This is a genomic window from Qipengyuania polymorpha (genome assembly GCF_019711435.1).
GTDB lineage: Bacteria > Pseudomonadota > Alphaproteobacteria > Sphingomonadales > Sphingomonadaceae > Qipengyuania > Qipengyuania polymorpha.
Genome location: NZ_JAIGNK010000001.1, coordinates 671494 through 692969 on the forward strand (window position 1 = coordinate 671494; position 21476 = coordinate 692969).

General features: G+C 62.4%; 24 protein-coding genes and 1 tRNA gene. 7 read left to right on the plus strand and 18 right to left on the minus strand.

Annotated elements, in window-relative coordinates; all coding sequences use genetic code 11:
* Positions 1-8: 8 nt before the first annotated feature.
* The 6 genes from K3152_RS03335 to K3152_RS03360 form a co-directional block, all read right to left on the minus strand.
* Positions 9-530 carry a GNAT family N-acetyltransferase gene (locus tag K3152_RS03335; protein ID WP_221572593.1) on the minus strand — a complete coding sequence of 174 codons (522 nt, stop codon included), beginning with the start codon at positions 528-530 and terminating at the stop codon, positions 9-11.
* Positions 531-545: 15 nt separating this feature from the next.
* Positions 546-776, minus strand: a complete 231-nt coding sequence (locus K3152_RS03340) for a DUF4170 domain-containing protein (protein ID WP_040963686.1) — start codon at positions 774-776, stop codon at positions 546-548.
* A 106-nt stretch (positions 777-882) separates the two neighbouring features.
* Positions 883-1392, minus strand: a complete 510-nt coding sequence (locus K3152_RS03345; protein WP_221572594.1) for a hypothetical protein — start codon at positions 1390-1392, stop codon at positions 883-885.
* Between the two features lie 48 nt (positions 1393-1440).
* Complete coding sequence (locus K3152_RS03350; RefSeq protein WP_221572595.1) at positions 1441-1767, minus strand: hypothetical protein; 327 nt, start codon at positions 1765-1767, stop codon at positions 1441-1443.
* On the minus strand, positions 1760-2191 hold the full coding sequence (locus K3152_RS03355; protein WP_221572596.1) for a phage holin family protein: 432 nt from the start codon (positions 2189-2191) through the stop codon (positions 1760-1762). The genes K3152_RS03350 and K3152_RS03355 overlap by 8 nt, the downstream gene beginning before the upstream one ends.
* Before the next feature lie 23 nt (positions 2192-2214).
* Positions 2215-2853 carry a hypothetical protein gene (locus K3152_RS03360; protein WP_221572597.1) on the minus strand — a complete coding sequence of 213 codons (639 nt, stop codon included), beginning with the start codon at positions 2851-2853 and terminating at the stop codon, positions 2215-2217.
* Positions 2854-3031: 178 nt separating this feature from the next.
* On the opposite strand from K3152_RS03360, the gene eno reads away from it, so the two are divergent.
* Complete coding sequence (gene eno / locus K3152_RS03365; RefSeq protein ID WP_221572598.1) at positions 3032-4321, plus strand: phosphopyruvate hydratase; 1290 nt, start codon at positions 3032-3034, stop codon at positions 4319-4321.
* Between the two features lie 4 nt (positions 4322-4325).
* On the opposite strand, the gene K3152_RS03370 is transcribed toward eno, so the two are convergent.
* The gene (locus tag K3152_RS03370) at positions 4326-4577 is read right to left on the minus strand and encodes a hypothetical protein (protein WP_221572599.1); all 252 of its coding nucleotides are present in this window, start codon (positions 4575-4577) and stop codon (positions 4326-4328) included.
* A gap of 95 nt (positions 4578-4672) precedes the next feature.
* Between K3152_RS03370 and K3152_RS03375 the strand changes: the two genes are divergently transcribed.
* Positions 4673-5716 (plus strand): aminoglycoside phosphotransferase family protein, encoded by a 1044-nt coding sequence (locus K3152_RS03375; RefSeq protein ID WP_247713132.1) that lies wholly within the window; start codon positions 4673-4675, stop codon positions 5714-5716.
* Positions 5717-5718: 2 nt separating this feature from the next.
* The gene (locus K3152_RS03380) at positions 5719-6810 is read left to right on the plus strand and encodes an Rv3169 family protein (RefSeq protein ID WP_221572600.1); all 1092 of its coding nucleotides are present in this window, start codon (positions 5719-5721) and stop codon (positions 6808-6810) included.
* Here the strand turns inward: K3152_RS03380 and ribH are convergent.
* Both ribH and ribB read right to left on the minus strand, forming a co-directional pair.
* Complete coding sequence (gene ribH / locus K3152_RS03385) at positions 6807-7229, minus strand: 6,7-dimethyl-8-ribityllumazine synthase (RefSeq protein WP_221572601.1); 423 nt, start codon at positions 7227-7229, stop codon at positions 6807-6809. The genes K3152_RS03380 and ribH overlap by 4 nt on opposite strands.
* A 5-nt stretch (positions 7230-7234) precedes the next feature.
* Positions 7235-8473: a 3,4-dihydroxy-2-butanone-4-phosphate synthase gene (gene ribB, locus K3152_RS03390; RefSeq protein WP_221572602.1), complete on the minus strand. Its 1239-nt coding sequence runs from the start codon at positions 8471-8473 to the stop codon at positions 7235-7237.
* A gap of 111 nt (positions 8474-8584) precedes the next feature.
* Here ribB and K3152_RS03395 point away from each other — a divergent pair, with 111 nt between their 5' ends.
* Positions 8585-9751 (plus strand): acyl-CoA dehydrogenase family protein, encoded by a 1167-nt coding sequence (locus K3152_RS03395; protein WP_221572603.1) that lies wholly within the window; start codon positions 8585-8587, stop codon positions 9749-9751.
* Here the strand turns inward: K3152_RS03395 and K3152_RS03400 are convergent.
* The 9 genes from K3152_RS03400 to K3152_RS03440 form a co-directional block, all read right to left on the minus strand.
* Positions 9748-10563 (minus strand): HTD2 family dehydratase, encoded by an 816-nt coding sequence (locus tag K3152_RS03400; RefSeq protein ID WP_221572604.1) that lies wholly within the window; start codon positions 10561-10563, stop codon positions 9748-9750. The two genes, K3152_RS03395 and K3152_RS03400, sit on opposite strands and share 4 nt — an antisense overlap.
* Before the next feature lie 3 nt (positions 10564-10566).
* A complete protein-coding gene (locus K3152_RS03405) occupies positions 10567-11352 on the minus strand; it encodes an enoyl-CoA hydratase-related protein (protein WP_221572605.1) in 786 nt (261 codons plus the stop codon).
* A 137-nt stretch (positions 11353-11489) separates the two neighbouring features.
* A tRNA-Lys gene (locus K3152_RS03410) sits at positions 11490-11565 on the minus strand.
* Positions 11566-11675: 110 nt separating this feature from the next.
* Positions 11676-12005 (minus strand): hypothetical protein, encoded by a 330-nt coding sequence (locus K3152_RS03415; protein ID WP_221572606.1) that lies wholly within the window; start codon positions 12003-12005, stop codon positions 11676-11678.
* A 323-nt stretch (positions 12006-12328) separates the two neighbouring features.
* Positions 12329-13450 carry a rod shape-determining protein RodA gene (gene rodA / locus K3152_RS03420; protein ID WP_221572607.1) on the minus strand — a complete coding sequence of 374 codons (1122 nt, stop codon included), beginning with the start codon at positions 13448-13450 and terminating at the stop codon, positions 12329-12331.
* Complete coding sequence (mrdA, locus tag K3152_RS03425) at positions 13447-15531, minus strand: penicillin-binding protein 2 (RefSeq protein ID WP_221572608.1); 2085 nt, start codon at positions 15529-15531, stop codon at positions 13447-13449. Before mrdA ends, rodA begins: the two co-directional genes overlap by 4 nt.
* Entirely contained in the window at positions 15531-16082 is a 552-nt protein-coding gene (locus K3152_RS03430; RefSeq protein WP_221572609.1) for a rod shape-determining protein MreD, read from the minus strand. Before K3152_RS03430 ends, mrdA begins: the two co-directional genes overlap by 1 nt.
* A complete protein-coding gene (gene mreC, locus K3152_RS03435; protein WP_221572610.1) occupies positions 16082-16972 on the minus strand; it encodes a rod shape-determining protein MreC in 891 nt (296 codons plus the stop codon). The genes K3152_RS03430 and mreC overlap by 1 nt, the downstream gene beginning before the upstream one ends.
* A 13-nt stretch (positions 16973-16985) precedes the next feature.
* Positions 16986-18029, minus strand: coding sequence for a rod shape-determining protein (locus tag K3152_RS03440; protein ID WP_040963709.1), 1044 nt, complete (start codon positions 18027-18029; stop codon positions 16986-16988).
* A gap of 196 nt (positions 18030-18225) precedes the next feature.
* Here K3152_RS03440 and mutL point away from each other — a divergent pair, with 196 nt between their 5' ends.
* From mutL to K3152_RS03455, 3 genes are all read left to right on the plus strand, one after another.
* Positions 18226-20028 carry a DNA mismatch repair endonuclease MutL gene (mutL, locus tag K3152_RS03445; RefSeq protein WP_221572611.1) on the plus strand — a complete coding sequence of 601 codons (1803 nt, stop codon included), beginning with the start codon at positions 18226-18228 and terminating at the stop codon, positions 20026-20028.
* Positions 20029-20107: 79 nt separating this feature from the next.
* Positions 20108-20836 carry a DUF4393 domain-containing protein gene (locus K3152_RS03450; RefSeq protein WP_221572612.1) on the plus strand — a complete coding sequence of 243 codons (729 nt, stop codon included), beginning with the start codon at positions 20108-20110 and terminating at the stop codon, positions 20834-20836.
* 132 nt (positions 20837-20968) lie between these two features.
* On the plus strand, positions 20969-21451 hold the full coding sequence (locus tag K3152_RS03455; RefSeq protein WP_221572613.1) for a hypothetical protein: 483 nt from the start codon (positions 20969-20971) through the stop codon (positions 21449-21451).
* Positions 21452-21476 lie beyond the last annotated feature (25 nt).

Consider the following 21476-nt stretch of genomic DNA (forward strand, 5'->3'; position numbering starts at 1 on the left):
GGGCAATATCACGCGCCGAACAGGCGACCCGTCTTTTTCGGGGCTGCCTTCGCCACTTCGATTTCGCGCACCATCGCCCAGTTGGTGATTTCCACGCCCTCGATTTCGAAGGTGCGCTTCTTCATCGCCGTATAGCCGGCGCTTTCGAAAGCCGGCTTGGCGATTTCGCTCGCCTCGGTGAAGAGGTGGGTAATGCCGTGATACTTGGCGTAGGCGGCTGCCGTTTCGAGCAGCGTTGCTGCCAGTCCTTCCTTGGTGTGGTCGGGATGGCAGTAGAGATGGTCGAGGTGTCCGGTGGGCTCGAGCAGGGCATAGGCCACCGGCGTGTCGTCATCATCCGCGGCGATGAAAAACAGCGAACCTGCCTGCGCATGCTCGTCGTAGTAATCCGCGCCCGGATAATGTTCGAGCCAGGCCTCGACCTGCTCTTCGCTATAGGCTTCCGGTCCGATCTCGCCGATTGCGGCGCGCCCCAGCGCTTCCAGCGCTTCGGCATCGCCTTCCTCGAATGACCGGATCGAATAGCCCATTGCGTGTCTGCTGCCTTATGCTTCCGGGTCGAGCAGCTTGTGCAGGTGGACGATGACGTATTTCATTTCCGCATCGTCGACCGTGCGCTGGGCGTTGCCGCGCCAGGCGCTCTCGGCGTCTTCATAGGTCGAGAACACGCCAGCGACGTGGATGCTCTCGGGGTCGGAAAAGGTTACGCTGCGCGGGTCGGTCACGCGGCCGCCCATCACGAGATAGAGCGTCTGTTTGCTCTCTTTTTCTTCCATTGGTCCGTTCTTCCATTTGGGGAGGAGATACGGCCACGCCCCATAGCGGAAGCGGCGCGACAGGCAACCCTGTCACGCCGCTACGCTGGTTTGGTTTAGATTCGGTTTAGCTGCCGAGGCGTGCGCGCAGATCGCGATAGGCTCGCGACGACTTGCGGTTGGCGCGGCGGCCGCTCGAGCGGAGCGTATCGCTCATCGAATCGAGACGGTAACCGGCATCGCGCTTCAGGCGGCGGGCCTGCGTTCCTGCCGCATCGCCGAGATCTTCCACTTTGTCGGTAGCGCTTTCGACCATCGACAGGCCGTAGGCCAGTGCGGCATCGGCCGCATAGGAAGCCCACGAACCGCCGCGGCGACCGAGGTCGCGACCGCGCTTGGTCATCGCGCCGATGGCGAGACCGATGGTGATGGCACCGGCAATCGTGGCAATCGGGTGCTTCTTTGCGAATTCGACAGCGCTGTCGGCCACGTCCTTGGCCTGGTCGAGAACGCTGCGCTCTTCATGGCGCTTCTCGCCTGCCTCGATACGGGCACGAAGCTGTTCGCGCTTTTCCTGATCGGTCAGTTTGCTGTCTGCGCTGATGGGGGTGACATTGGTCGTCGCGGTGTCGGACATTACATACCTCTTGAATTCGTGTTCGATAAATCAACGATTTGGACCGCGCTACCGTTCCGAATATGCTCCCTCTTCGTCCCATTCCCCGTCCGCTTCATCCGGCTCCAGCCCCAAGAGCGAAAGGAGGGGGTTGCGCGCGAACCATACCGCGACGGCGGCAAGGAGCGCGGCGAGCGCCCCCTTGTTGTCTTCGGCAACCTCGATCGCTTCTTCGTAAAGGTCCAGCGCACCTTCCTTGGCGCGGTCCATGATGCGATCACCCACACCCTTGTGCGCAAGGTCGGCCTTCAGGTGCTTGATATCGGCATCGACGAGAGCCCTGGCAGAATCGCGCAGGTACTTATCCTCGAGCATGCGGGTCTTGCGGTCACTCATCGCCATCGTCCGTAAATGCCGAGCGGATATCGTCGATACGGCCCTTGAGGGCCACGAGGAACATGACCCCGAGGATGATCAGGGCAATCGTCACGATCGCCGTTGCAATCCAGGGGCCCACCAGCGGGGCGAGGGCGATCACGGCCCCGACCGTCGCCGCGATCAGCGCAAGGTGCAAAACGCCAAAGGCGCCAAGCCCGAAGGCAATGGCACCCTTGAGGCGATTGGCGGCGAAGCTGGCGCGACTCTTCTGGTATGCGACCTCGGCTTCGGCATAGGTCTTTCCGTCCTCGAACAACGCCAGCACGTCGTCGGCGAGCGACGGGCCATGAACCGGCTCGTCGCTCGCATCGTCTTCGTAGCTGTCGGGGATGTCGAGCGGGCCTTCATAGCCCGCCCGGTCACCTGTTTCTTCGTCCCTCATGCTGCCCCTCTATCCGCTCGCTATCAGCGACGGAAGAGGCGCGAGAGAAGGAAGCCGGCGACTGCGGCAATGCCGATTGCCGTACCCGGGCTCTTGCGGACGAATTCGCGGCCATCTTCGACCAGGTCATCGACCGATTTTTCGTCGAGCTTGGCGGCATAATCGTTGAGCGCAGTCGAGGCGCTGCGGGCATAATCGCCATATTTCGCGCCGAGCTTTTCATCGACCTGATAGGCATTCTCGGAGATGGTGCTGCTGAGCGCACGCAGTCCCTCGCTGGTCTTGACCTTGCCTTCGGTGGCGAGTTCCTTGCCCTTGACCTTGGCGTCGGCGCCATAGGTCTTGGCTTCGCTCACCCAGTCCTGGCTCTTGCCCTTGGCCTGGCCACGAAGCGCGCCTGCGCGCTCCTTGCCTTCTGCGCGAAGGGCGGCTGCGCCGGCCTTGGCTTCTTCAAGGGCAGCGTTGAAGCGGCTCTTGGCTTCGGCACGGTGCGGATTGGTAGTGGTGGTTTCGGTGTCGATTGCAGTGTTGGTCACGGGAGTCATCTCCTTGGCTGCACCCTTCTTCGCCACGGTCTTGCGCGGCTTCTTCGCGGTGCTGGTTTTCTTGGTGGTCGCGGTCTTGCGCTTCTTGGGCGTTCCGCCTGCGGTTGTGTCGGCCATGTGTTTTTTCCGTTTTCCCTCAATTCGTATTCATTTTCCGGGCGTTCTCGGAAACCCGGCCTTCTATGGTGCAACGCAACTTGCGCGGGTGTGTTCCGACGCATAGAGCGCTTCGCATATTCCCCATTTAGGGGTGTCCTATACTATTACAACACCTGACGCCGGAGAGTGTTCCGAAATGACCGCAATCATCGACATCCACGCACGCGAAATCCTTGACAGCCGGGGCAATCCCACGGTGGAGGTCGATGTCCTGCTCGAAGACGGCAGTTTCGGCCGCGCGGCGGTGCCTTCGGGTGCCTCGACCGGCGCGCATGAAGCCGTCGAACTGCGCGATGCAGACAAGGACCGCTATCTCGGCAAGGGCGTGACCAAGGCGGTCGACGCGGTGAACACCGAAATTCGCGACCTTCTGGTCGGCAATTTCGATGCCGAGGACCAGCGCGACGTCGACCATTCGATGATTGCCCTCGACGATACGCCCAACAAGGGGCGCTTGGGCGCGAACGGTATCCTGGGTGTCAGCATGGCGACCGCCAAGGCCGCGGCCAATGCGCGCGGCCTGCCGCTCTACAGCTATATCGGCGGCGTCTCGGCGCATGTCCTGCCCGTGCCGATGATGAACATCATCAATGGCGGCGAGCATGCCGACAATCCCATCGACATCCAGGAATTCATGGTCATGCCGGTGGGCGCGGACAGTATTGCGGAAGCCGTGCGCTGGGGTGCGGAAATCTTTCACACGCTGAAGAAGGGCCTGTCGCAGAAGGGTCTTGCTACCTCGGTCGGTGACGAGGGCGGTTTCGCCCCGAACCTCGCCGGCACGCGCGAGGCGCTCGATTTCATCATGTCCTCGGTCGAACAGGCCGGGTTCACGCCCGGTGACGACGTGGTCCTCGCGCTCGATTGCGCCTCGACCGAGTTCTATCGCGACGGAAAGTACGAAATTTCGGGCGAAGGGCTCTCGCTCGATGGCCCGGAAATGGCCGAATATCTCGACAAGCTGTGCCGCGACTATCCCATCCGCTCGATTGAGGACGGCATGGCGGAAGACGATTTCGAAGGCTGGGCAGCACTGACCCAGCGCATCGGCAAGACCATCCAGCTGGTCGGCGACGATCTCTTCGTCACCAACCCGCAGCGCCTGCGCGAAGGCATCGACCAGGGTCTTGCAAACTCGCTGCTGGTGAAGGTCAATCAGATCGGCACGCTGTCCGAAACGCTCGACGCGGTCAGCATTGCCAGCCGCGCCAGCTACACTTCAGTCATGTCGCACCGTTCGGGCGAGACCGAGGACGCGACGATTGCCGACCTCGCGGTCGCCACGAACTGCGGCCAGATCAAGACCGGCAGCCTTGCGCGCAGCGACCGGCTCGCGAAGTACAACCAGCTCATCCGCATCGAGGAAGAACTGGGCGACAGCGCGATATATGCGGGCCGCGACTGCTTCGGCGTCAAAATCTGCTGAGCGGCTAGTCTTCCGCCCGGTTTTTCGGGTGGAACCAGTATTGCCACACGCCCCAGCCGTTGATGAGCAGGAGCAATCCGTTCATCGCGGCGAGCGGCATCGCGTCCTGCGTCAGCCCGATATAAATCCATAGCGCCGAGACGAGGCAAAACAGGATGAAGCCCCACGCGGTCGCGCGGCGGCCCATGTCGAAGGCTATCATCGATGCGGCCACGACCGTGCCGATGGAGGCAATCCATTCGAGCGGTCCGTTCATGCTGAGCCCTTTCCCATAATTGCCAACTTTCCCATGATTGCAACGACGGCTTTGGCGCGTTAGCGTTCCGGAATTGCTCTTTGTGGGAGAGGGGCTTGGCCAGATTTCCTGTCCATCCAGACGAGGTGACTGCCGATTGGCTGTCCGACACATTAGGCGTGTGCGTGTCGGATGTGCGCTGGGAGCCTATCGGCACGGGGCAGGTCGGCGACAGCGTGCGCTTTCATCTCGAAGGGGAGGGCGCGCCTGCGACCCTAGCCGGAAAATTCCCCGCAGCCGATGACAACAGCCGGGGGACAGCTGCGATGTTCGGTCTCTATGCCAAGGAGGTCGCGTTCTACCGGCAGGCCGCGCCGCTGCTCGATGTGCGTGTCCCGCAAGTCCAGTTCGCCAATGCCAGCGAGGATGGCAGCGAGTTCATCCTGCTGTTCGAGGACTTGGGCCCGGCGAGGCAAGGCGACCAGATCAAGGGCTGTGACATTGCTGATGCATGCGCCGCCATGCGGCAAGCGGCTGCCATCCACGCGCCGAGTTGGGAGAGAGACGAGATTATCGAGGCCGCCTGGATACAGCCGCCCGAAGACCTCGGGGCTAAGGTCGGTGCGATGTACCCGCAAGCTCAGGCCTCTTTCCGTGAGCGCTATGCCGGCACGCTCGAGCCGGAATACATGGCCGTGTGCGACCAGCTCGCCGAAGCGACCGAGGTTTATTACCGCCGCGACCAAGAGGTGCAGTGCCTCGTCCATGGCGACTTCCGCCTCGACAACATGCTGTTCGACATTCGCGGCGGGATGGAGCCTATTGCCGTCCTCGACTGGCAGACGGTAACCGTGGGCAAGGCGATGACCGATGTCGGCTATTTCCTCGGCTGCGGCATCGGGCAGCTCGGCCTCGACCACGAGGAGGAACTGGTCGAGCTCTACCTGGCCGAGATGGCGCAGCGCGGCGTCACCCTCTCCCGCGAGGCTATCGAACGCGACTACAGGCGCGGCATATTGCACGGTGTTTCGACCGCCGTCTTCAGCGCGGCCTTCGTCGAGCGCACCGCACGCGGGGACGAGAATTTCCTGTCGATGGCGCGCGGCGCTTGCGCTCTGGCATTGAAGCACGACAGCATCGGGGTCTTGAGGGAGGAGTAGCGATGGCACTTTCAAAAGGCGACGAATACCCGCTCCACCAGACCGCGGAGCCGGTCGCCTATGCCGGCACCGACCGCAATTTCTACGACCGCTACTTCTTCAACGGCTATGCGCCCGACGGCAGTGGCTTCTTTGCGCTCGCGCTGGGGGTCTATCCGCATCTCGACGTTGCCGACGCGCATTTCAGCTTCATCCGCGGCGGCACGCAATACTGCCTTCACGCCAGCTGCGAAATGGGGATGGAGCGGATGGCCATGCGGGTCGGTCCCATCGCCATCGAGGTGGTCGAACCGCTGCATGCGCTCAAGGTCACGGTGGACGACACCGATGGCATCGCGGGCGAGTTCACCTTCACCGGCCGCGCCTTTCCCATCGAGGAGCCGCGCTTCACCCACCGCATCGGTCCGCGCGCCTTCATGGACTACACGCGCATGACGCAGAACGGCCACTACAACGGTTGGATTTCGCTTGATGGCGAGCGGCAGGACATGGTCGATGGCACGGCAGGAACGCGCGACCGCAGCTGGGGCGTGCGCCCTATTGGCGCGCGCGACACGCAGCCCATGCCCGGCGCGCCCGTGCCGAGCTTCTTCTGGCAATGGACCCCCATCAGCTTCCCGACCGGCAGCCTGTTCTTCCACGTCAACAACGATAGCCAAGGCAGGGCATGGAACACGCGCGCCGCCTGGGCGCCCGATGGTGCCGATGCGCGGGATATCGTCGAAGGCCATGGCAGCATGCGCACGCGGCTCGAGGCTGGCACGCGCTGGCCCTCCGGTGGGACGCTCTCACTAGCAGCGCATGGCGCTCCGGAACAGGTGACGTTCGAGCCGCTGGGTCGCTTCCAGATGCGCGGACTCGGTTACACCCATCCCGAGTGGGGTCACGGCATGCACCACGGCGCATTGCGGGTGGAGCGGGAGGATATCGACCTTGCCACCCTCGACCCGCTCGCGCCGGAAAACCTGCACGTCCAGACGCTGGTACGCGCGAATGGCAGCGATGGCCGCGATGGCATCGGCGTATTCGAGCAGCTTATCCTTGGTCCCTTCGCCCCGCTTGGGCTGGAAGGGATGCTCGACGGAGCGGCCTAACCCGCGAAACGGGACTGCAAATCGAGCAGCGCCAGCGCCGCCTTGGCTGCTTCGCCGCCCTTGTCCTTCTTCGACGGGTCGGCGCGGACGAGGGCCTGTTCCTCGTTTTCGACCGTGATGATGCCATTGCCGATGGCAATGCCGTCCATGGTCAGCGCCATGATGCCGCGCGCGCTTTCGCCCGCGACGATTTCGAAGTGATAGGTCTCGCCGCGGATGACCACGCCGATGGCGACGAAGCCGTCATAGCGGCCCGTTTCGGCAGCCATGGCAATGGCTCCGGGAATTTCGAGCGCGCCGGGGACGGTGAGGACCTCGGCCGAATGGCCGGCGGCTTCGAGCGCGGCCTTGGCGCCCGCCACCAGCATGTCGTTGAGGTGGTCGTAGAAACGCGCTTCGACGATGAGGAAATTGGCCATGTGGGTCACTCCGGAATGGGCATGTGGTCGACGATTTCGAGGCCATAGCCTTCAATCGCCACGACGTTGGGCTGGGAATTGCTGAGCAGGATCATGTCCTCCACGCCCATGTCGGCGAGGATTTGCGAACCGATGCCGACATTGCGCTCGTCACCCTTGCCGCCATAGCCGCTCGCCGGCCGGCCGGTGATGATGACGATGATGCCCGAGCCGTGCTCGCCCATCACCTCCATCGCGCGCTGCAGGGTGCGCTTGCGCGGGCCGGGCTTGCCGAGCACGTCGTCGAAAATCGAAATCGGGTGGACGCGGGTGAGGGTGGGCTGGCCCTGCTTCACTTCGCCCTTCTGCAGGACATAGCTTTCGCTGCCGTCGACCGTGTTGCGGTAGGTCAGCATTTTCCAGCTGCCGCCATAGTCGGAATCGAATGTGTCCTCGGCAATGCGCTCGACGAGATGATCGTGGCGCATGCGGTATTCGATGAGATCGCGGATGGTGCCGATTTTCATGTCGTGCTTGCGCGCGAAGCTGACGAGGTCGTCGAGACGCGCCATGGTCCCGTCGTCCTTCATGATTTCGCAAATCACGCCCGAGGGGTTGAGACCGGCAAGACGCGAGATATCGACCGCTGCCTCGGTATGGCCTGCGCGCACCAGCACGCCGCCATCGCGGGCGGTGAGCGGGAAGACATGGCCGGGGGTGACGATATCGTCCGGGCCCTTGGTCGGGTCGATGGCGACCGAGACAGTGCGCGAGCGGTCGGCGGCGCTGATGCCGGTGGTGACGCCCGTCTTCGCTTCGATGGAGGTGGTGAAGGCGGTCTGCATGCTCTCGCGATTGTCGCGGCTCATCGGCTCGAGGCCGAGCGCTTTCACGCGTTTGGTGTCGAGCGAGAGGCAGATGAGCCCGCGGCCATGCGTGGCCATGAAATTAATGGCGTTGGGGGTCGCCATCTGCGCTGGAATGACGAGGTCGCCCTCATTCTCGCGGTCTTCGTCATCGACCAGGATAAACATGCGGCCATTGCGCGCTTCGTCGATGATTTCCTCGGCGCCGACGATCACGGGGGTTTCGTCATTGGCCTCGAGGAAGCTTTCGAGCTTGCCGAGTGTGTCGGCGGTCGGGTTCCAGCTATCCTCGGTGCAATCGCGCAAGGTGTTGGCATGGAGACCGGCGGCGCGGGCGAGGCCAGCGCGGGTCATGAGGCCGTTTCCGATGAGGGTGCGGACTTTGTCGATGGTGTTCATGGCAGCGCCGCTATCACATCGAAATGTGATGTGCAACCGGAGTTCACATTCTGTGTGAGGCGCTGAGCCCCTCGTTGACATAATCCGCATTTCGCCGGAAGCATCCCTCCCATGACAATCCCCGCCGCACGCGACGACCATCCCGAAATCCGCTCCGCCGTCCGCGCCCTCGTGGCAGGGTTCGGCGATGCCTATTTCCGCAAGGTGGACGAAGCGCGCGAATATCCCGAGGAATTCGTCGAGGCGCTGACAAAAGAGGGCTGGATGGCGGCCCTCATCCCCGAGGAGTTCGGCGGGGCAGGGCTGGGGCTGACTGAAGCCTCCATCATCATGGAGGAAATCAACCGGGCAGGGGGCAATTCGGGCGCCTGCCACGGGCAAATGTACAACATGAACACGCTGCTGCGGCATGGCTCGGCGGAGCAGAAGCAGCGCTATCTTCCGGCTATCGCGGAAGGGCGCATCCGCCTGCAGTCGATGGCGGTGACCGAGCCGACCACCGGCACCAACACCACCGAACTCAAGACTCGCGCCGTGCGGCAGGGCGACAAATACGTCGTCTCCGGCCAGAAGGTCTGGATTAGCCGCATCCAGCATTCGGACCTGATGATACTGCTCGCCCGTACGACCCCGCGCGAGGAAGTGGCGAAGAAGACCGAGGGGCTGTCCATTTTCCTCGTCGACCTCGACAAGGCTATCGGCAACGGAATGGAAATCCGCCCCATCCGCAACATGGTCAATCACGAGACCAACGAGGTGTTCTTCGACGGCCTCGAACTCCCTGCCGACAGCCTCATCGGGGAGGAGGGGAAAGGCTTTCGCTACATCCTCGACGGGCTCAATGCCGAGCGCGCGCTGATTGCCGCGGAATGCATCGGCGATGGCTACTGGTTCATCGAGCGCGCTGCGAATTACTCGTCCGAGCGCATCGTTTTCGACCGCCCCATCGGCGCCAACCAAGGCGTCCAGTTCCCCATCGCGCAGGCTTACATGGAGGTACGCGCCGCCGACTTGATGCGCTACGAGGCCTGCCGCCTGTTCGACGAGGGCAAGGCCTGCGGGGCGGAAGCCAACATGGCCAAGTACCTCGCCGCCGAAAGCTCGTGGAAGGCCGCCAATGCCTGCATGCAGACTTTCGGCGGCTTCGGATTTGCCAGCGAATATGACATCGAGCGCAAGTTCCGCGAAACGCGCCTCTACCAGGTTGCGCCCATCAGCTCGAACCTCATCCTGAGTTTCGTGGGCGAACACGTGCTGGGCATGCCGCGTTCGTTCTAGCGGTAAGTAGCCTCGGCACTCATCGCGATCGCGCCGTCGCAACGGATAGCTTCGAACTGGCCCTTTCCGGCGCGTCGCAGGTATATCGGCTGGCCGAGGAATAGCGGAGCCATGGCGCGGAATGAGAACCTCGCAAGTGGCCCGTTGCGCATTGCCAGACCGGCCAGTTTCGCTGCCGTGAAAGGACCGTGCACGATGAGGGCCGGGTAGCCCTCGACCTCGGTCGTGTAGGGGTGGTCGTAATGGATGCGGTGGCCGTTGGCCGTCGCTGCCGAGAAGCGGAAGAGATTGACCTCGTCCGGTTGCCAAACCTCCCCTTCGGGCGGTGTGTCGGAGGGGACAGGCATCCCGAGACGCTCGCCTTCGTCGCGATAAACGTAGGTCTGCACCTCGCGCACCTTCAGCGCGCCGCCTTGTTCGAGCCGCTTCTCGACCTTGGCGAACACGAGGTCGCCGCTGCGCCCCGCCTTGTGAGTGAGTTCGGCCACCCGGCTCGTCTGCCGCGCCTCTGCGCCAAGTTCGATGTCACCTGCAAATTCCATCGACGCGCCGGCATACATCCGGCGCGGGAGTGAAACATCGGGCAGGAAATCGCCCCGGCGCGGATGCCCGTCGGCACCTATCTCGCCGTCGAGCGGGGACGGCAGGAACCAGGCCCAGTGCGGCAGCGGCGGGTCTTGCGATTCGTCATCCAGACCCACGGCCTGGGCGAACCGTCGCAAGGCAGCGGCATCGAGCACCTGCTCGGCAACCTCTTCGCGCCCGACAGCCTGATGCCATTCAGCGACCTCTTCTGGTGTGACGCGAGACACGGCTCAGGAGCCCGTAAATTCGGCCTTGCGCTTTTGCAGGAAGGCAAGCGCACCCTCGACCGCATCCTTGGTGTCGCCCGCCTGTCGCTGGGCCGCCGCTTCCGCTGCGAGCGTCGAACCGAGGTCCGCCTGCAATCCATCGCGCAGCGTCTGCTTCATCAGTCCGAGCGCTGCGGTCGGACCACCGGCGAGGCGCTTCACCAATGCGGTTGCCTCTGCCTCAAGCGCGTCATCCTCGACGCATTTGTAGATGAGGCCGATGCGCTCGGCTTCTTCGCCATGAATTTTCTCGCCCAGCATCATCATGCGCGTGGCGTGCGCGGTCCCGACGAGGCGCGGCAGCATCCAGCTCGACCCGCCATCGGGCACGAGTCCGATATTGACGAAGGCCTGCAGGAAATAGCCGCTCTTGCCCGCAATCACGAAATCGGCCGCCAATGCGATCGAGCAGCCGACACCAGCCGCCGGACCTTGTACCATCGACACAACCGGCACCGGCACGCTGGCCAGCGCCTGGATCATCGGATTGTAGTGCTGGCTGAGCGAAGTGAAGGCGCGGTTGCCGCCCGAAATGCGCATCTCGGCATTCCCCGCAAGGTCGGCTCCCGAACAGAACGCACGCCCTTCGCCCTTCAGCAGGATGGCGCGCACATCGCCACGGTCGCGAACAGCTGCAAAGATTTCATCCGCCATTTGCGGGGGGCAGGCATTGAGCCGCTCGGGGCGATTGAGCGTGATGGTGAGAACCGAATCCTCGGTCTTCGTCAGAATGGTTTCGAAGTCGCTCACATCTCTCTCCTGCCGCGCGCCATGATTGAGCGTCTCATGCGCAGGTGCATCTCCGAATGCAACCTTTCACGCGGGCGCGAAAGCTGGCGTAAAGCGCGATGTGCGCCTTGCCGTAGGGTCAGCGATGTGAAGAAAAATGGTGGACGCACTAGGGCTCGAACCTAGGACCCGCTGATTAAGAGTCAGCTGCTCTACCAACTGAGCTATGCGTCCACACTCACGGCGTTTGTTCCGCGTTTCGCCCGGTGTTGCGGGCGGCCCCCGACTCGGGGGAGGCGCTCATATAGCGGCTGCTTCGCCGAATAAAAGCGCTAATTTGAAAATTATGCTGCCGACTGGCGGCGCAGGTTGCCGAGACCTTCTTCGCGCAGCCTGATGGTGGCGCCGAAGGGGTCCGCCGGATTGTCGAGAATGTCGACGACTTTACCGTATTCGAGCGTGCGCAAGGCAGCGAATGCCTCGTGCAAAGCAAGACCCGTCAGGCGGTGGATATCCCAAACAGTCGTATCCTCGCCGGAGACCTGACGATTGCACAGCGATAACAACACCTCGCCGCAAGCTCCATCGCCTGCGGCTTTCGCCATGCTCTCGCAGTCGGCGAGCGCGTCCTGATTTGTATCGGCCTCTTGCGAGAGGCTCGTTCTTGCGACCACGTTAGTTTCCTTATGTCACCGCTCGCGCTCCTCACTTCGCCGGGTGACCAATTTGCAGCGTGCTTATAACGCCCGAAAGCATTTTTGCTAGTCACGCGGCTGGGGGACAGCCCTAAGGAGGCGGGATGAATGCGGGATTTCTGGTGAGATAGCGAGAACACGGAGAAACGCGCGGGACCGCTCGAACGCCTAAGCACCAATGGACCTTTAAAAAGGAGCGTCGTGGTCGAGGCATGGTTCCACAGAGCCGCTCGAATCGACCGCGCCAAGGATTTTTTTCGCCCGGTACCACACCTACCCATCCGGGCCTGATTGCGCTTTGGCTAGCCAACGATAAGGCCGGTCCGCGGGGCCTTGCGATTCCAGCGGTGCACCATCATCAGCACCCCGATACAAATCATGTTGGTCATCATCGAGCTGCCGCCGTGGCTGATGAAAGGCAGCGGAATGCCCACCACCGGCGCGAAGCCCATGACCATCAGCAGGTTGATGGCGATGTAAAAGAAAATGGTCGCCGTCATCCCCGCAGCGAGCAGCTTGGAGAAGCGGTCGGCGGCATTCGAAGCCACTTTCAGGCCCCAGAACAGGATGAGGCCGAAGCAGAACAGGATGAACAGGCCGCCGGCAAACCCCCACTCCTCCGCCATGGTCGCAAAGACGAAGTCGGTGTGCGGTTCTGGAAGGTAGTTGAGATGGCTTTGCGATCCTTCGTTGAAGCCCTTGCCGAACAGTCCGCCCGAGCCGATGGCGATCTTGGACTGGGTTATCTGGTAGCCGTCGCCAAGCGGGTCGTTCTCGGGGTCGAGGAAGGTGAGCACGCGCTTCTGCTGGTATTCCTGCAAGCCCACGAAGAAGGCGACCGGGAGCAAGGCCAGCCCGGCAGCGCCCGCAGCAAGGAACCAGCGCAAGGGCAGCCCTGCCAGGAACATGACCACGAATCCGCCGAATGCGATGGCGAGCGACGTGCCGAGATCCGGCTGCAGGAGCACGAAGGAAATCGGCAGCAGGATGATGGCACCTGCAGGGATAAGCGCACGGAAATTGGGGACCATGCCGACCGGAAGGCCCCCGTAGTAGTGCGCAAGCGCCAGCACAGCGGCCGGCTTCATCAGTTCCGACGGCTGGATGCGAATCGGGCCAGCTTCAAGCCAGCGCTGGCTGCCTCCCTGCACCTGCCCCATGACTTCGACCGCCAGGAGCAAGAGAAGGACGCCGATATAGCCCGGATAGGTGAGCAATTGCACTGTCGGCTTGTTGAAGCGCGAAATGACGACGGCCATGGTGAACAGAATGGCGAACCGCAGCAGATGGCCCTTGGCGTATTGGTCGAAGTCGCCGGCTGCCGCAGAGGTCAAGATCAGTGCGCCGAAGCCGATGAGGCCGAACAGCGGGAACAGCATCATCCATGGCTGGCGCGCCACGGGTGCGGGGATGATTCCGCTCATTCGCCAGTACCTCGCGGGCTAACTTCACCTGAGGTGCTCGGTGGACGTGAGCCTTCTGCGCGAGACCCTTCGGCCTGCGCGGCCATGGCTTCGGACTGGCGCTGGGCGAGGCGTGCCTCGGCCTCGACCTGGTCGAAAATCTGTTCGGTACGCTGGGGTACGGGCTCGACGACTTCGCCTGCCGCTTGGGCGTAAGCGCGATATTTCGCATCGAGCCGCTGCTGGGCGGTGCCGCCCCATTGCTCCTCGAGCGGGCGCAGGGCCTCCATGCCCTTCACCGGATCGAACAGGAAAGTCATGACATCTCGTGCGATGGGATAGGCAGCGCCCGAACCGCCACCGTGCTCGATCACGACGGCACCGGCATATTTCGGCTTGTCGAAGGGGGCGAAAAACACGAACAAGCCGTGGTCGCGATATTTCCACGGGCCGGTCTTGCCGTTCGAGATGCTCAGCGAGACGACCTGCGCGGTGCCGGTCTTGCCCGCCATCTGGATGCCCTCGATCGGCAATTTGGCGCGTCCCGCAGTGCCGGGACCGTTGACCACATCGCTCATGGCCTTGCGGACATAATCGATCTCGCTTGCGGTAAAGTCGAAATGCTCGAATTCGGGGCGCGGGTCGTCCATGCGCAGGTGCGGCACGACCTTGTTGCCTGTGGCAAGGCGCGCGCTCATGACTGCCAGTTGCAGCGGGTTCACGAGGTAGTAGCCCTGGCCGATCGATGCGTTGACCGTGTCGTAAGGCTGCCAGGCCTGGTCGTATTTGCGCTGCTTCCAGGCCGGGTCGGGCACGGTGCCGTAGAACTGGCTAGTGACGGGCAAGTCGAATTCCTCGCCCAGCCCCATCTTGTGGGCCCATTTTGCTACTTGGTCGAAGCCGACCTGTTGGGCAAAATGGTAAAAATAGCTGTCGCAGGACTGGTAGATGGCCTTTGCCATGTCGACCCGGCCGTGATTGCTCCAGCAATTGAAGAAGCGGTTACCGATACGCCGACCACCGCCGCAGATGATGGCCTCTTCCGGCTTCACACCAGCATCGAGGAAGGCCATGCAATGCATTGGTTTTACAGTCGAACCGGGCGGGTACAGGCCTTTCAGGACCTTGTTGCGCAGAGGCACGCGCTCGTCTTCGCGCAACATCGAGTACTCGACGCGGCCAATGCCTGCGGAGAAGCTGTTCGGGTCGAAACTGGGCATGGAGGACATGCACAGGATGTCGCCCGTATCGCAATCCATCACCACGCAGGAGCCGCTTTCCAGGCCGATGCGCCGAGCGGCATAGTCCTGGAGCGGGCCATCGATGGTCAGCCGAACCGATGCTCCCTGCTTGTCCTCGCGCGTTTCCAGATCGCGCACGATGCGGCCCGAGGCGGTGACCTCGACGCGCCGTGCCCCGGGCGTGCCCTGCAATTCCTCTTCGAACTGCGCCTCGAGGGCATCCTTGCCGATCTTGTAGCCCGGCGTAATGAGGATGGGGTCGGGGTTTTCCTCGTACTCTTCCGCCGACGCCGGGCCGACGTAGCCGATCAGGTGACCCACGGTCGCTCCGGTCGGATAGTAGCGGGAGAAGCCGCGCTGCGGCACGACGCCGGGCAGGTCGGGCAGGCGCACGCTGATGGCGGCGAACTGGTCGTAATCGAGCCCGGTGGCAACTTCGATGGGCTGGAAGCCCCTCGCGTCGTCGATTTTCTTGAGGATATCCGCGACGGCATTCTGCGACAGGTTGAGCAGGCCTGCCAGCTGGCCAAGTGTGGCCGCGGCATCGTCCATGCGGTCGGGAATGACATCGACACGGAAGTCGGCGCGATTCGAAGCAAGCGGGGCGCCGTTGCGGTCGAGTATCCAGCCGCGGCGCGGCGGGATCAGCGAGAGGTTGACCCGATTGCTTTCGCTTTCGAGGACCCAGCGCTCGTTTTCGGCGATGGCGATATAGGCCATGCGTGCGGCGAGAATGGTCCCGATACCGCCCATTCCGGCACCGATGACGAAGGTGCGGCGGGTGAAAGCGTTGTCGAGCGTCGTCTGGCTGACCAGATCGCGCCGCTTGGTGCGTGCTTTCTTTCGTCCGAACAGGCCCATCAGAGCCTCTTCCAGCGCCACAGGCGCCACAGGTCGAGACGGGCAACCACGCGCGAGATAATGGGGAAAACGAGGATGGTGAGGACCAGCTGGGGCACGATTGCGGCGAGCGATGCCGATGTCAGCGGGGCGCCCGAGAGCAACCATCCTGAAAAGAGGTAAAGCACGCCCAGCAAGCCGGCGATCAGCCAGTCCTGCCAGAAGGCGCGCCAGGGAAGGCGCATTTCCGAAGCCTCGATGAGGAGAAGAGTCACAGACCAGGTGAAAATGGCAAAGCCGAAGGGTTGGCCATTGTAGAGATCATCGAAGATACCGAGCGGAATGCCGGCCCAGACCGGCAACAGGCCGGGCCGCACGAGCCTCCAGCCGAGCAGCATGAGGAAACCCAGCGGCGGCACCATCGGCAGCGCGGCGGCAATGAAGAAAATCGGAACCAGGCTCCCCAGCATGATCGATAGCCAGGGCACGACATTGGCGAGCAGGGGGGAATGCGAGCGGTTCAGGCGGCTGCCGTAGGCATCGCTGCGGGCACGCGGGTCGATCCGCTCCATCAGTCGCCCAGTTCCGTCTCGATGGGCGTTTCGGCGCCGGTGGCAGCATCGGGTTCGAAGATGGGTTCGACCGAGACATAATCGGTGGCGGCCGGATCGCTCACGATACGCGCAAGGCCGCCGTCGTCGGTGAGTTCGGTGACGATCGCCACTGCGATGCCCGGGGGATAATATCCACCCGCACCGCTGGTCACGAACATATCGCCGACCTTCAGGGGATTGATGCCGAGATTGATCAGCTTGATCCGCAGCAGGCTGTCGCCGCGCCCTTCGGCAAAGGCAACGGTTTCGTCGCCCGCCCGGCGAACGGGCAGGACGCTCTCGCTATCTGTCAGCAGGAGAACGCGCGAAGACAGGCTGCCGGTTTCAAGGATGCGCCCCACTACGCCGCGCGGGCTGCGCACGGGCATGCCGACAGTTACGCCATCCTCCGAGCCAGCGCCCAGATAGGCAAAACGGCGGGTGCTCGAAGCCGTCGAGCCGACCAGCCGTGCTACGGCCACCGGTTTGCGCTCTTCCTCCTGCAGGCCGAGCAGGCCCTTGAGGCGCACATTTTCCTGGCGCAATGCTTCGGCTTCCTCGAGCCGGATCCGCGCCAGTTCCATTTCGCGCTTGAGCTCGGCATTCTTCGAACCGGCGCGGTAATAGCCGCTGATACTGTCCCACAGCGATTTCGAGCCCGTTCGTGCCGCCGCCACAGTCTCGGTCGCGGGAGAGGCAGCGTCCTGCGCCGCGCCGCGCGGGCCGCCGAAAAGCTGGGGCTGGAAGAAGGAGATGCCAAGCAGGACGGCGCCCAGAAGAGCGCCGACCCCGGCCACGATGTAGCCGGTGAACAGATTGTATTGCGCCCGCTTGGAATAGCTGGAGCGCCGCTGACTGCTCGGCGCCATCGCGCTTGCCCCCTTATGCGGTCATCAACACGCCGCGATAGACCGGATCTTCCATCGCCCGACCGGTGCCGACCGCCACGCAGGAAAGCGGGTCTTCCGCAATCGTGACGGGCAGGCCGGTTTCCTCGCGCAGGTATTCGTCGAGACCACCGATCAACGCACCGCCACCGGTCAGCACAATGCCCTGGTCGACGATGTCTGCGGCGAGTTCGGGCGCGGTGTTTTCGAGCGCGATGCGCACGCCTTCGACGATGGCACCGATAGGCTCAGACAGTGCCTCGGCGATGTGACCCTGGTTGATCGTGATTTCCTTGGGAACGCCGTTGACGAGGTCGCGGCCCTTGATGGTGATCTGTTCGCCCGTGCCGTCTTCGGGCGGGCGTGCGACACCGTAATCCTTCTTGATGCGCTCGGCGGTGCTGTCGCCGATGAGGAGGTTGTGGTGTCGTCGGACGTAGGAGACAATGGCTTCGTCCATCTTGTCGCCGCCGGTGCGCACCGAGGTGGTGTAAGCAAGGCCGCGCAGCGACAGGACCGCAACTTCGGTCGTGCCGCCGCCGATATCGACGACCATCGAACCGACGGGCTCGGTCACGGGCATGTCCGCGCCGATGGCCGCTGCCATGGGCTCGAGGATGAGGTAGACCTGCGAGGCGCCGGCGTTCGAAGCGGCATCGCGGATCGCGCGGCGCTCGACGCTGGTCGAACCCGAGGGCACGCAGATGGTGATTTCGGGATAGCGCATCAGGCTGCGACGACCGTTCACCTTCTTGATGAAGTGCTTGATCATCTCCTCGGCCACGTCGAGGTCGGCAATCACGCCGTCGCGCAAGGGGCGAATGGCTTCGATGGAATCTGGCGTCTTGCCCATCATCATCTTCGCATCGTCGCCAACGGCCTTCACACGCTTCTGGCCGTTGATGAATTCGAGCGCGACGACGCTCGGCTCGTTCAGGACGATGCCCTGATCCTGCACATAGACCAGCGTGTTGGCGGTACCGAGGTCGATCGCCATGTTCTGCACGCCGAATTTGAAGATGTTGTTCCAGAAGCCCATTTTAGTTTCGAATTCCGTGTGATGCTTGGGGTTTGCGGGCGAGTGCGAGTCGCCGGACGCATTCCTTGGGGGGAAACGGTGGTGGTCCTTTAGCGATATTACGCACGGAAAGCCAAAAATTTCCTCAATGTCTGCGGGGGATACGCAAACCTCTTGTCTCGGATTCGCAGCGCTTCGTCGCTATGATGCCCGGTCCATGCCAGAAATACGTCGTCTGCCCGATAATCTCGTCAACCGCATCGCCGCCGGCGAGGTGGTCGAACGCCCCTCTTCCGCGCTCAAGGAACTGGTCGAGAATGCCATCGACGCAGGCGCCTCGCGGATCGCGGTGAAACTGGTCGAGGGCGGGCTGACGAGCCTCGAAGTGACCGACGACGGCTGCGGCATGTCGCCCGACGAAATGGCGCTGGCACTCGAACGTCACGCGACCTCGAAACTGCCCGACGAGGCCATTGAACAGGTCGCGACACTGGGCTTTCGCGGAGAGGCGCTGCCGAGCATTGCCAGCGTGGCGAAATTCACGCTCGAGAGCCGCCCGCAGGGTGCGGAGCAGGGCTGGAAGCGCGTGGTCGACCATGGCGAGCTGGTCGCCGAAGGTCCGGCTGCCCTGCCGCCGGGAACGCGCGTACGGGTCGAGAACCTCTTCGCCAAGATACCCGCGCGCCGGAAATTCCTGCGCACACCGCGCAGCGAATATGCCGCCTGCCTTGATGTGGTGAAGCGCCTCGCCATGGCGCGGCCCGATGTCGCCATCACGCTCGACCATGCCGACCGTCGCATCCTCGGCCTGCAGGGCGGGGAGGGTCTGGCGAACCGGGTTGCACAGGTCGTGGCGCGTGAGCTCAAGGACAATGGCGTTGCCATCGACCTCGAACGCGGGCCGATGCGGTTGACCGGAATTGCCGGGCTGCCGACCTACAACCGCGGGATTGCCGACCACCAGTATCTCTTCGTCAATGGACGTCCGGTGAAGGACCGCCTGCTGACGGGCGCGGTGCGCGGCGCTTATTCGGACATGCTCGCGCGCGACCGGCATGCGGTGCTGGCGTTGTTCCTCGACCTGCCGCCCGAGATGGTCGATGTGAATGTCCATCCGGCCAAGACCGAGGTTCGCTTCCGGGACTCGCAAGCGGTGCGCGGCTTCATCGTGTCGGGCCTTCGCAATGCGCTGGCGACCGGCGACAAGCGCAGTGCCCAATCCCCCGACGCCGGAGCCATGTCGCGCTGGCAGGCAGAGCCGGTGCGCGAGGAGCCCGCACCAGCATTGCGCTCGATTTTCGAGGGCCGCGACTGGTCCGCGCCGCAGCAGCGCGTTTCCGAAGCAGGCGCCGCATGGCGCGGCTACGAGGCCGAAGTCATGGCCGAACCGCGCGGCCGTGCCGAGGAGTCCGCACCAGTGGCGGCGGAGGAGCAGGATTACCCGCTCGGCATCGCGCGCGGGCAGGTCGCCAATACCTATATCGTTGCCGAAGCGAAGGACGGGCTGGTGCTGGTCGACCAGCACGCAGCACACGAGCGCTTAGTCCTCGAACGCCTGAAAGCAGCCGGTGCGGAAGAGGCAGTTGCGCGCAGCCAGGCGCTGCTCATCCCCGAAGTCGTGGAGCTGGAGGAAACCAGCTGTGACCGGCTTGAGGAGGCTGCCGACACGCTTGCCAAACATGGCCTTGCACTGGAACGCTTCGGTCCCTCGGCGATGCTGGTGCGAAGCCTTCCGCACGCCATCGCGCGCACCGACCCCGAAAAGCTCCTGCGCGACATCGACGACGACCTCGCACTCAACGGCGAGGCCTTGCACCTCGGCGAAAAGCTCGACCTCGTGCTCGCCACCATGGCCTGCCATGGCTCGGTCAGGGCGGGGCGCACCCTGCGCGTCGACGAGATGAACGCACTCCTGCGCGAAATGGAGCGCACACCGCGTTCGGGCCAATGCAACCATGGGCGACCGACGTGGGTTAAGTTAGCCCTCGAAGATGTCGAGAAGCTGTTTGGTAGACATTAGAGGCACTTACGTGCAGAATTTTTGTGGGCCAAGTTTCAGTTGAAATGTAAGTTCGCCCACAAAGGGAAGGGGCAAGGCGTTGACGGGAAACGGTGGGGATTTAATCCCGATTGCACTTGAGGGAGCCAAAGCCACGGGCGCGCCGTTGGGCGCTGCCATTGGCACTACGCTCTCCAATGTATGGCAAGGCGTTCTCGGAGACCGTGTTGCCGCTTGGCGTATCAAGAATGCAATGTCGTATAATGAGCCAATACATCGATTGGCAGAAGAGCGTGGACTGACAATCAATCTGGACAGGATTCCAGAGAGCTTCGCGTTCAGTTGGTTCGACAAGGCGACTCAGGAAGACAGCCCCGAAATTCAAGAGCTATTTGCACAACTGCTAGCGAATGCTGCGGGAGGCAACGAAGACGCGATGGCTAAACGTAACGTCGAGCTTGTGGGGAGACTGTCACCTTCAGACGCGAACTTGCTGCAAGCAATTTATGAGGAATATGCCTCTAAATATGGAGACCATCAAAATGGCCAATGCTGGTTGGCTGATTGGGAGGGATTCTCAAAAAACACCGCTCGCGAAGACCTTAGTATCGAGAGTATTTCTTATGAGAATATGCAAAATCTTGGTGTGCTTGAGGTCGAGCGAGTCACCAGTTTGCACGCTTCAAAATTAGAGAGGTGGTTGCGGGGCCAGACTGGGCAAGATGGCGGTGGCTTTCATACCCACTACCCAGTCGAGGACGCGATTTTGCTAAGCGACGAAGTTTACCTCACCGAGACTGGAATGTCCTTGCTGAATGCGCTGTTTTAGGAGCCACGCCATGGTGCCCTTCGAAACCGAGGTGGTAATTTGGAACTAGGGCGAAATGGAGCCAGTGAGGCGAAGAGGGTCATCGCTGAGCTTGAGCGCACGGGCGGCGACGCGGGGGAAATATTGCGTCCATTGACGCTTGAAGATTGCACGGTCGTTGGTCTCGTCGTTCAATGGACCGCACAAGGGATTTTTGCTGCACAGCAACTCATTGAGTTCGTCGAAGAGCGGGAACGAGACGCCATAAGACCTTGGAAAGACTCTCCGAGGGATGGTGACATTCTGAACCTACTTGAGGATTACCTCCCCAATTTAGAGTTGGAAGAGGAGGACGCTACGAGCTTGGTGAAAGCGATATCTAAGGTTCGAACTATCGAGAGCATTCGGCATCATTTGGCGCATTTAGCGTTGCGGCGTCATCCACAAGTTGATGCATTAATTGGCCTATCTCTTCGTCGGAGAGAAAACTTTCGCAAAGTAAGTTTGCAGCCGCGCTACGGTGAAGTCATGACAGTCTACATTTCGATGCCCGAAGTCAGAGAAATGCTTGATGGTATGCAAGAAGCGGTCAACTACATGACCTCACTTTATTCGCGAATTGCAGGTAAACCTTAACCGACGTGTTTTTGTGGGTAGACAT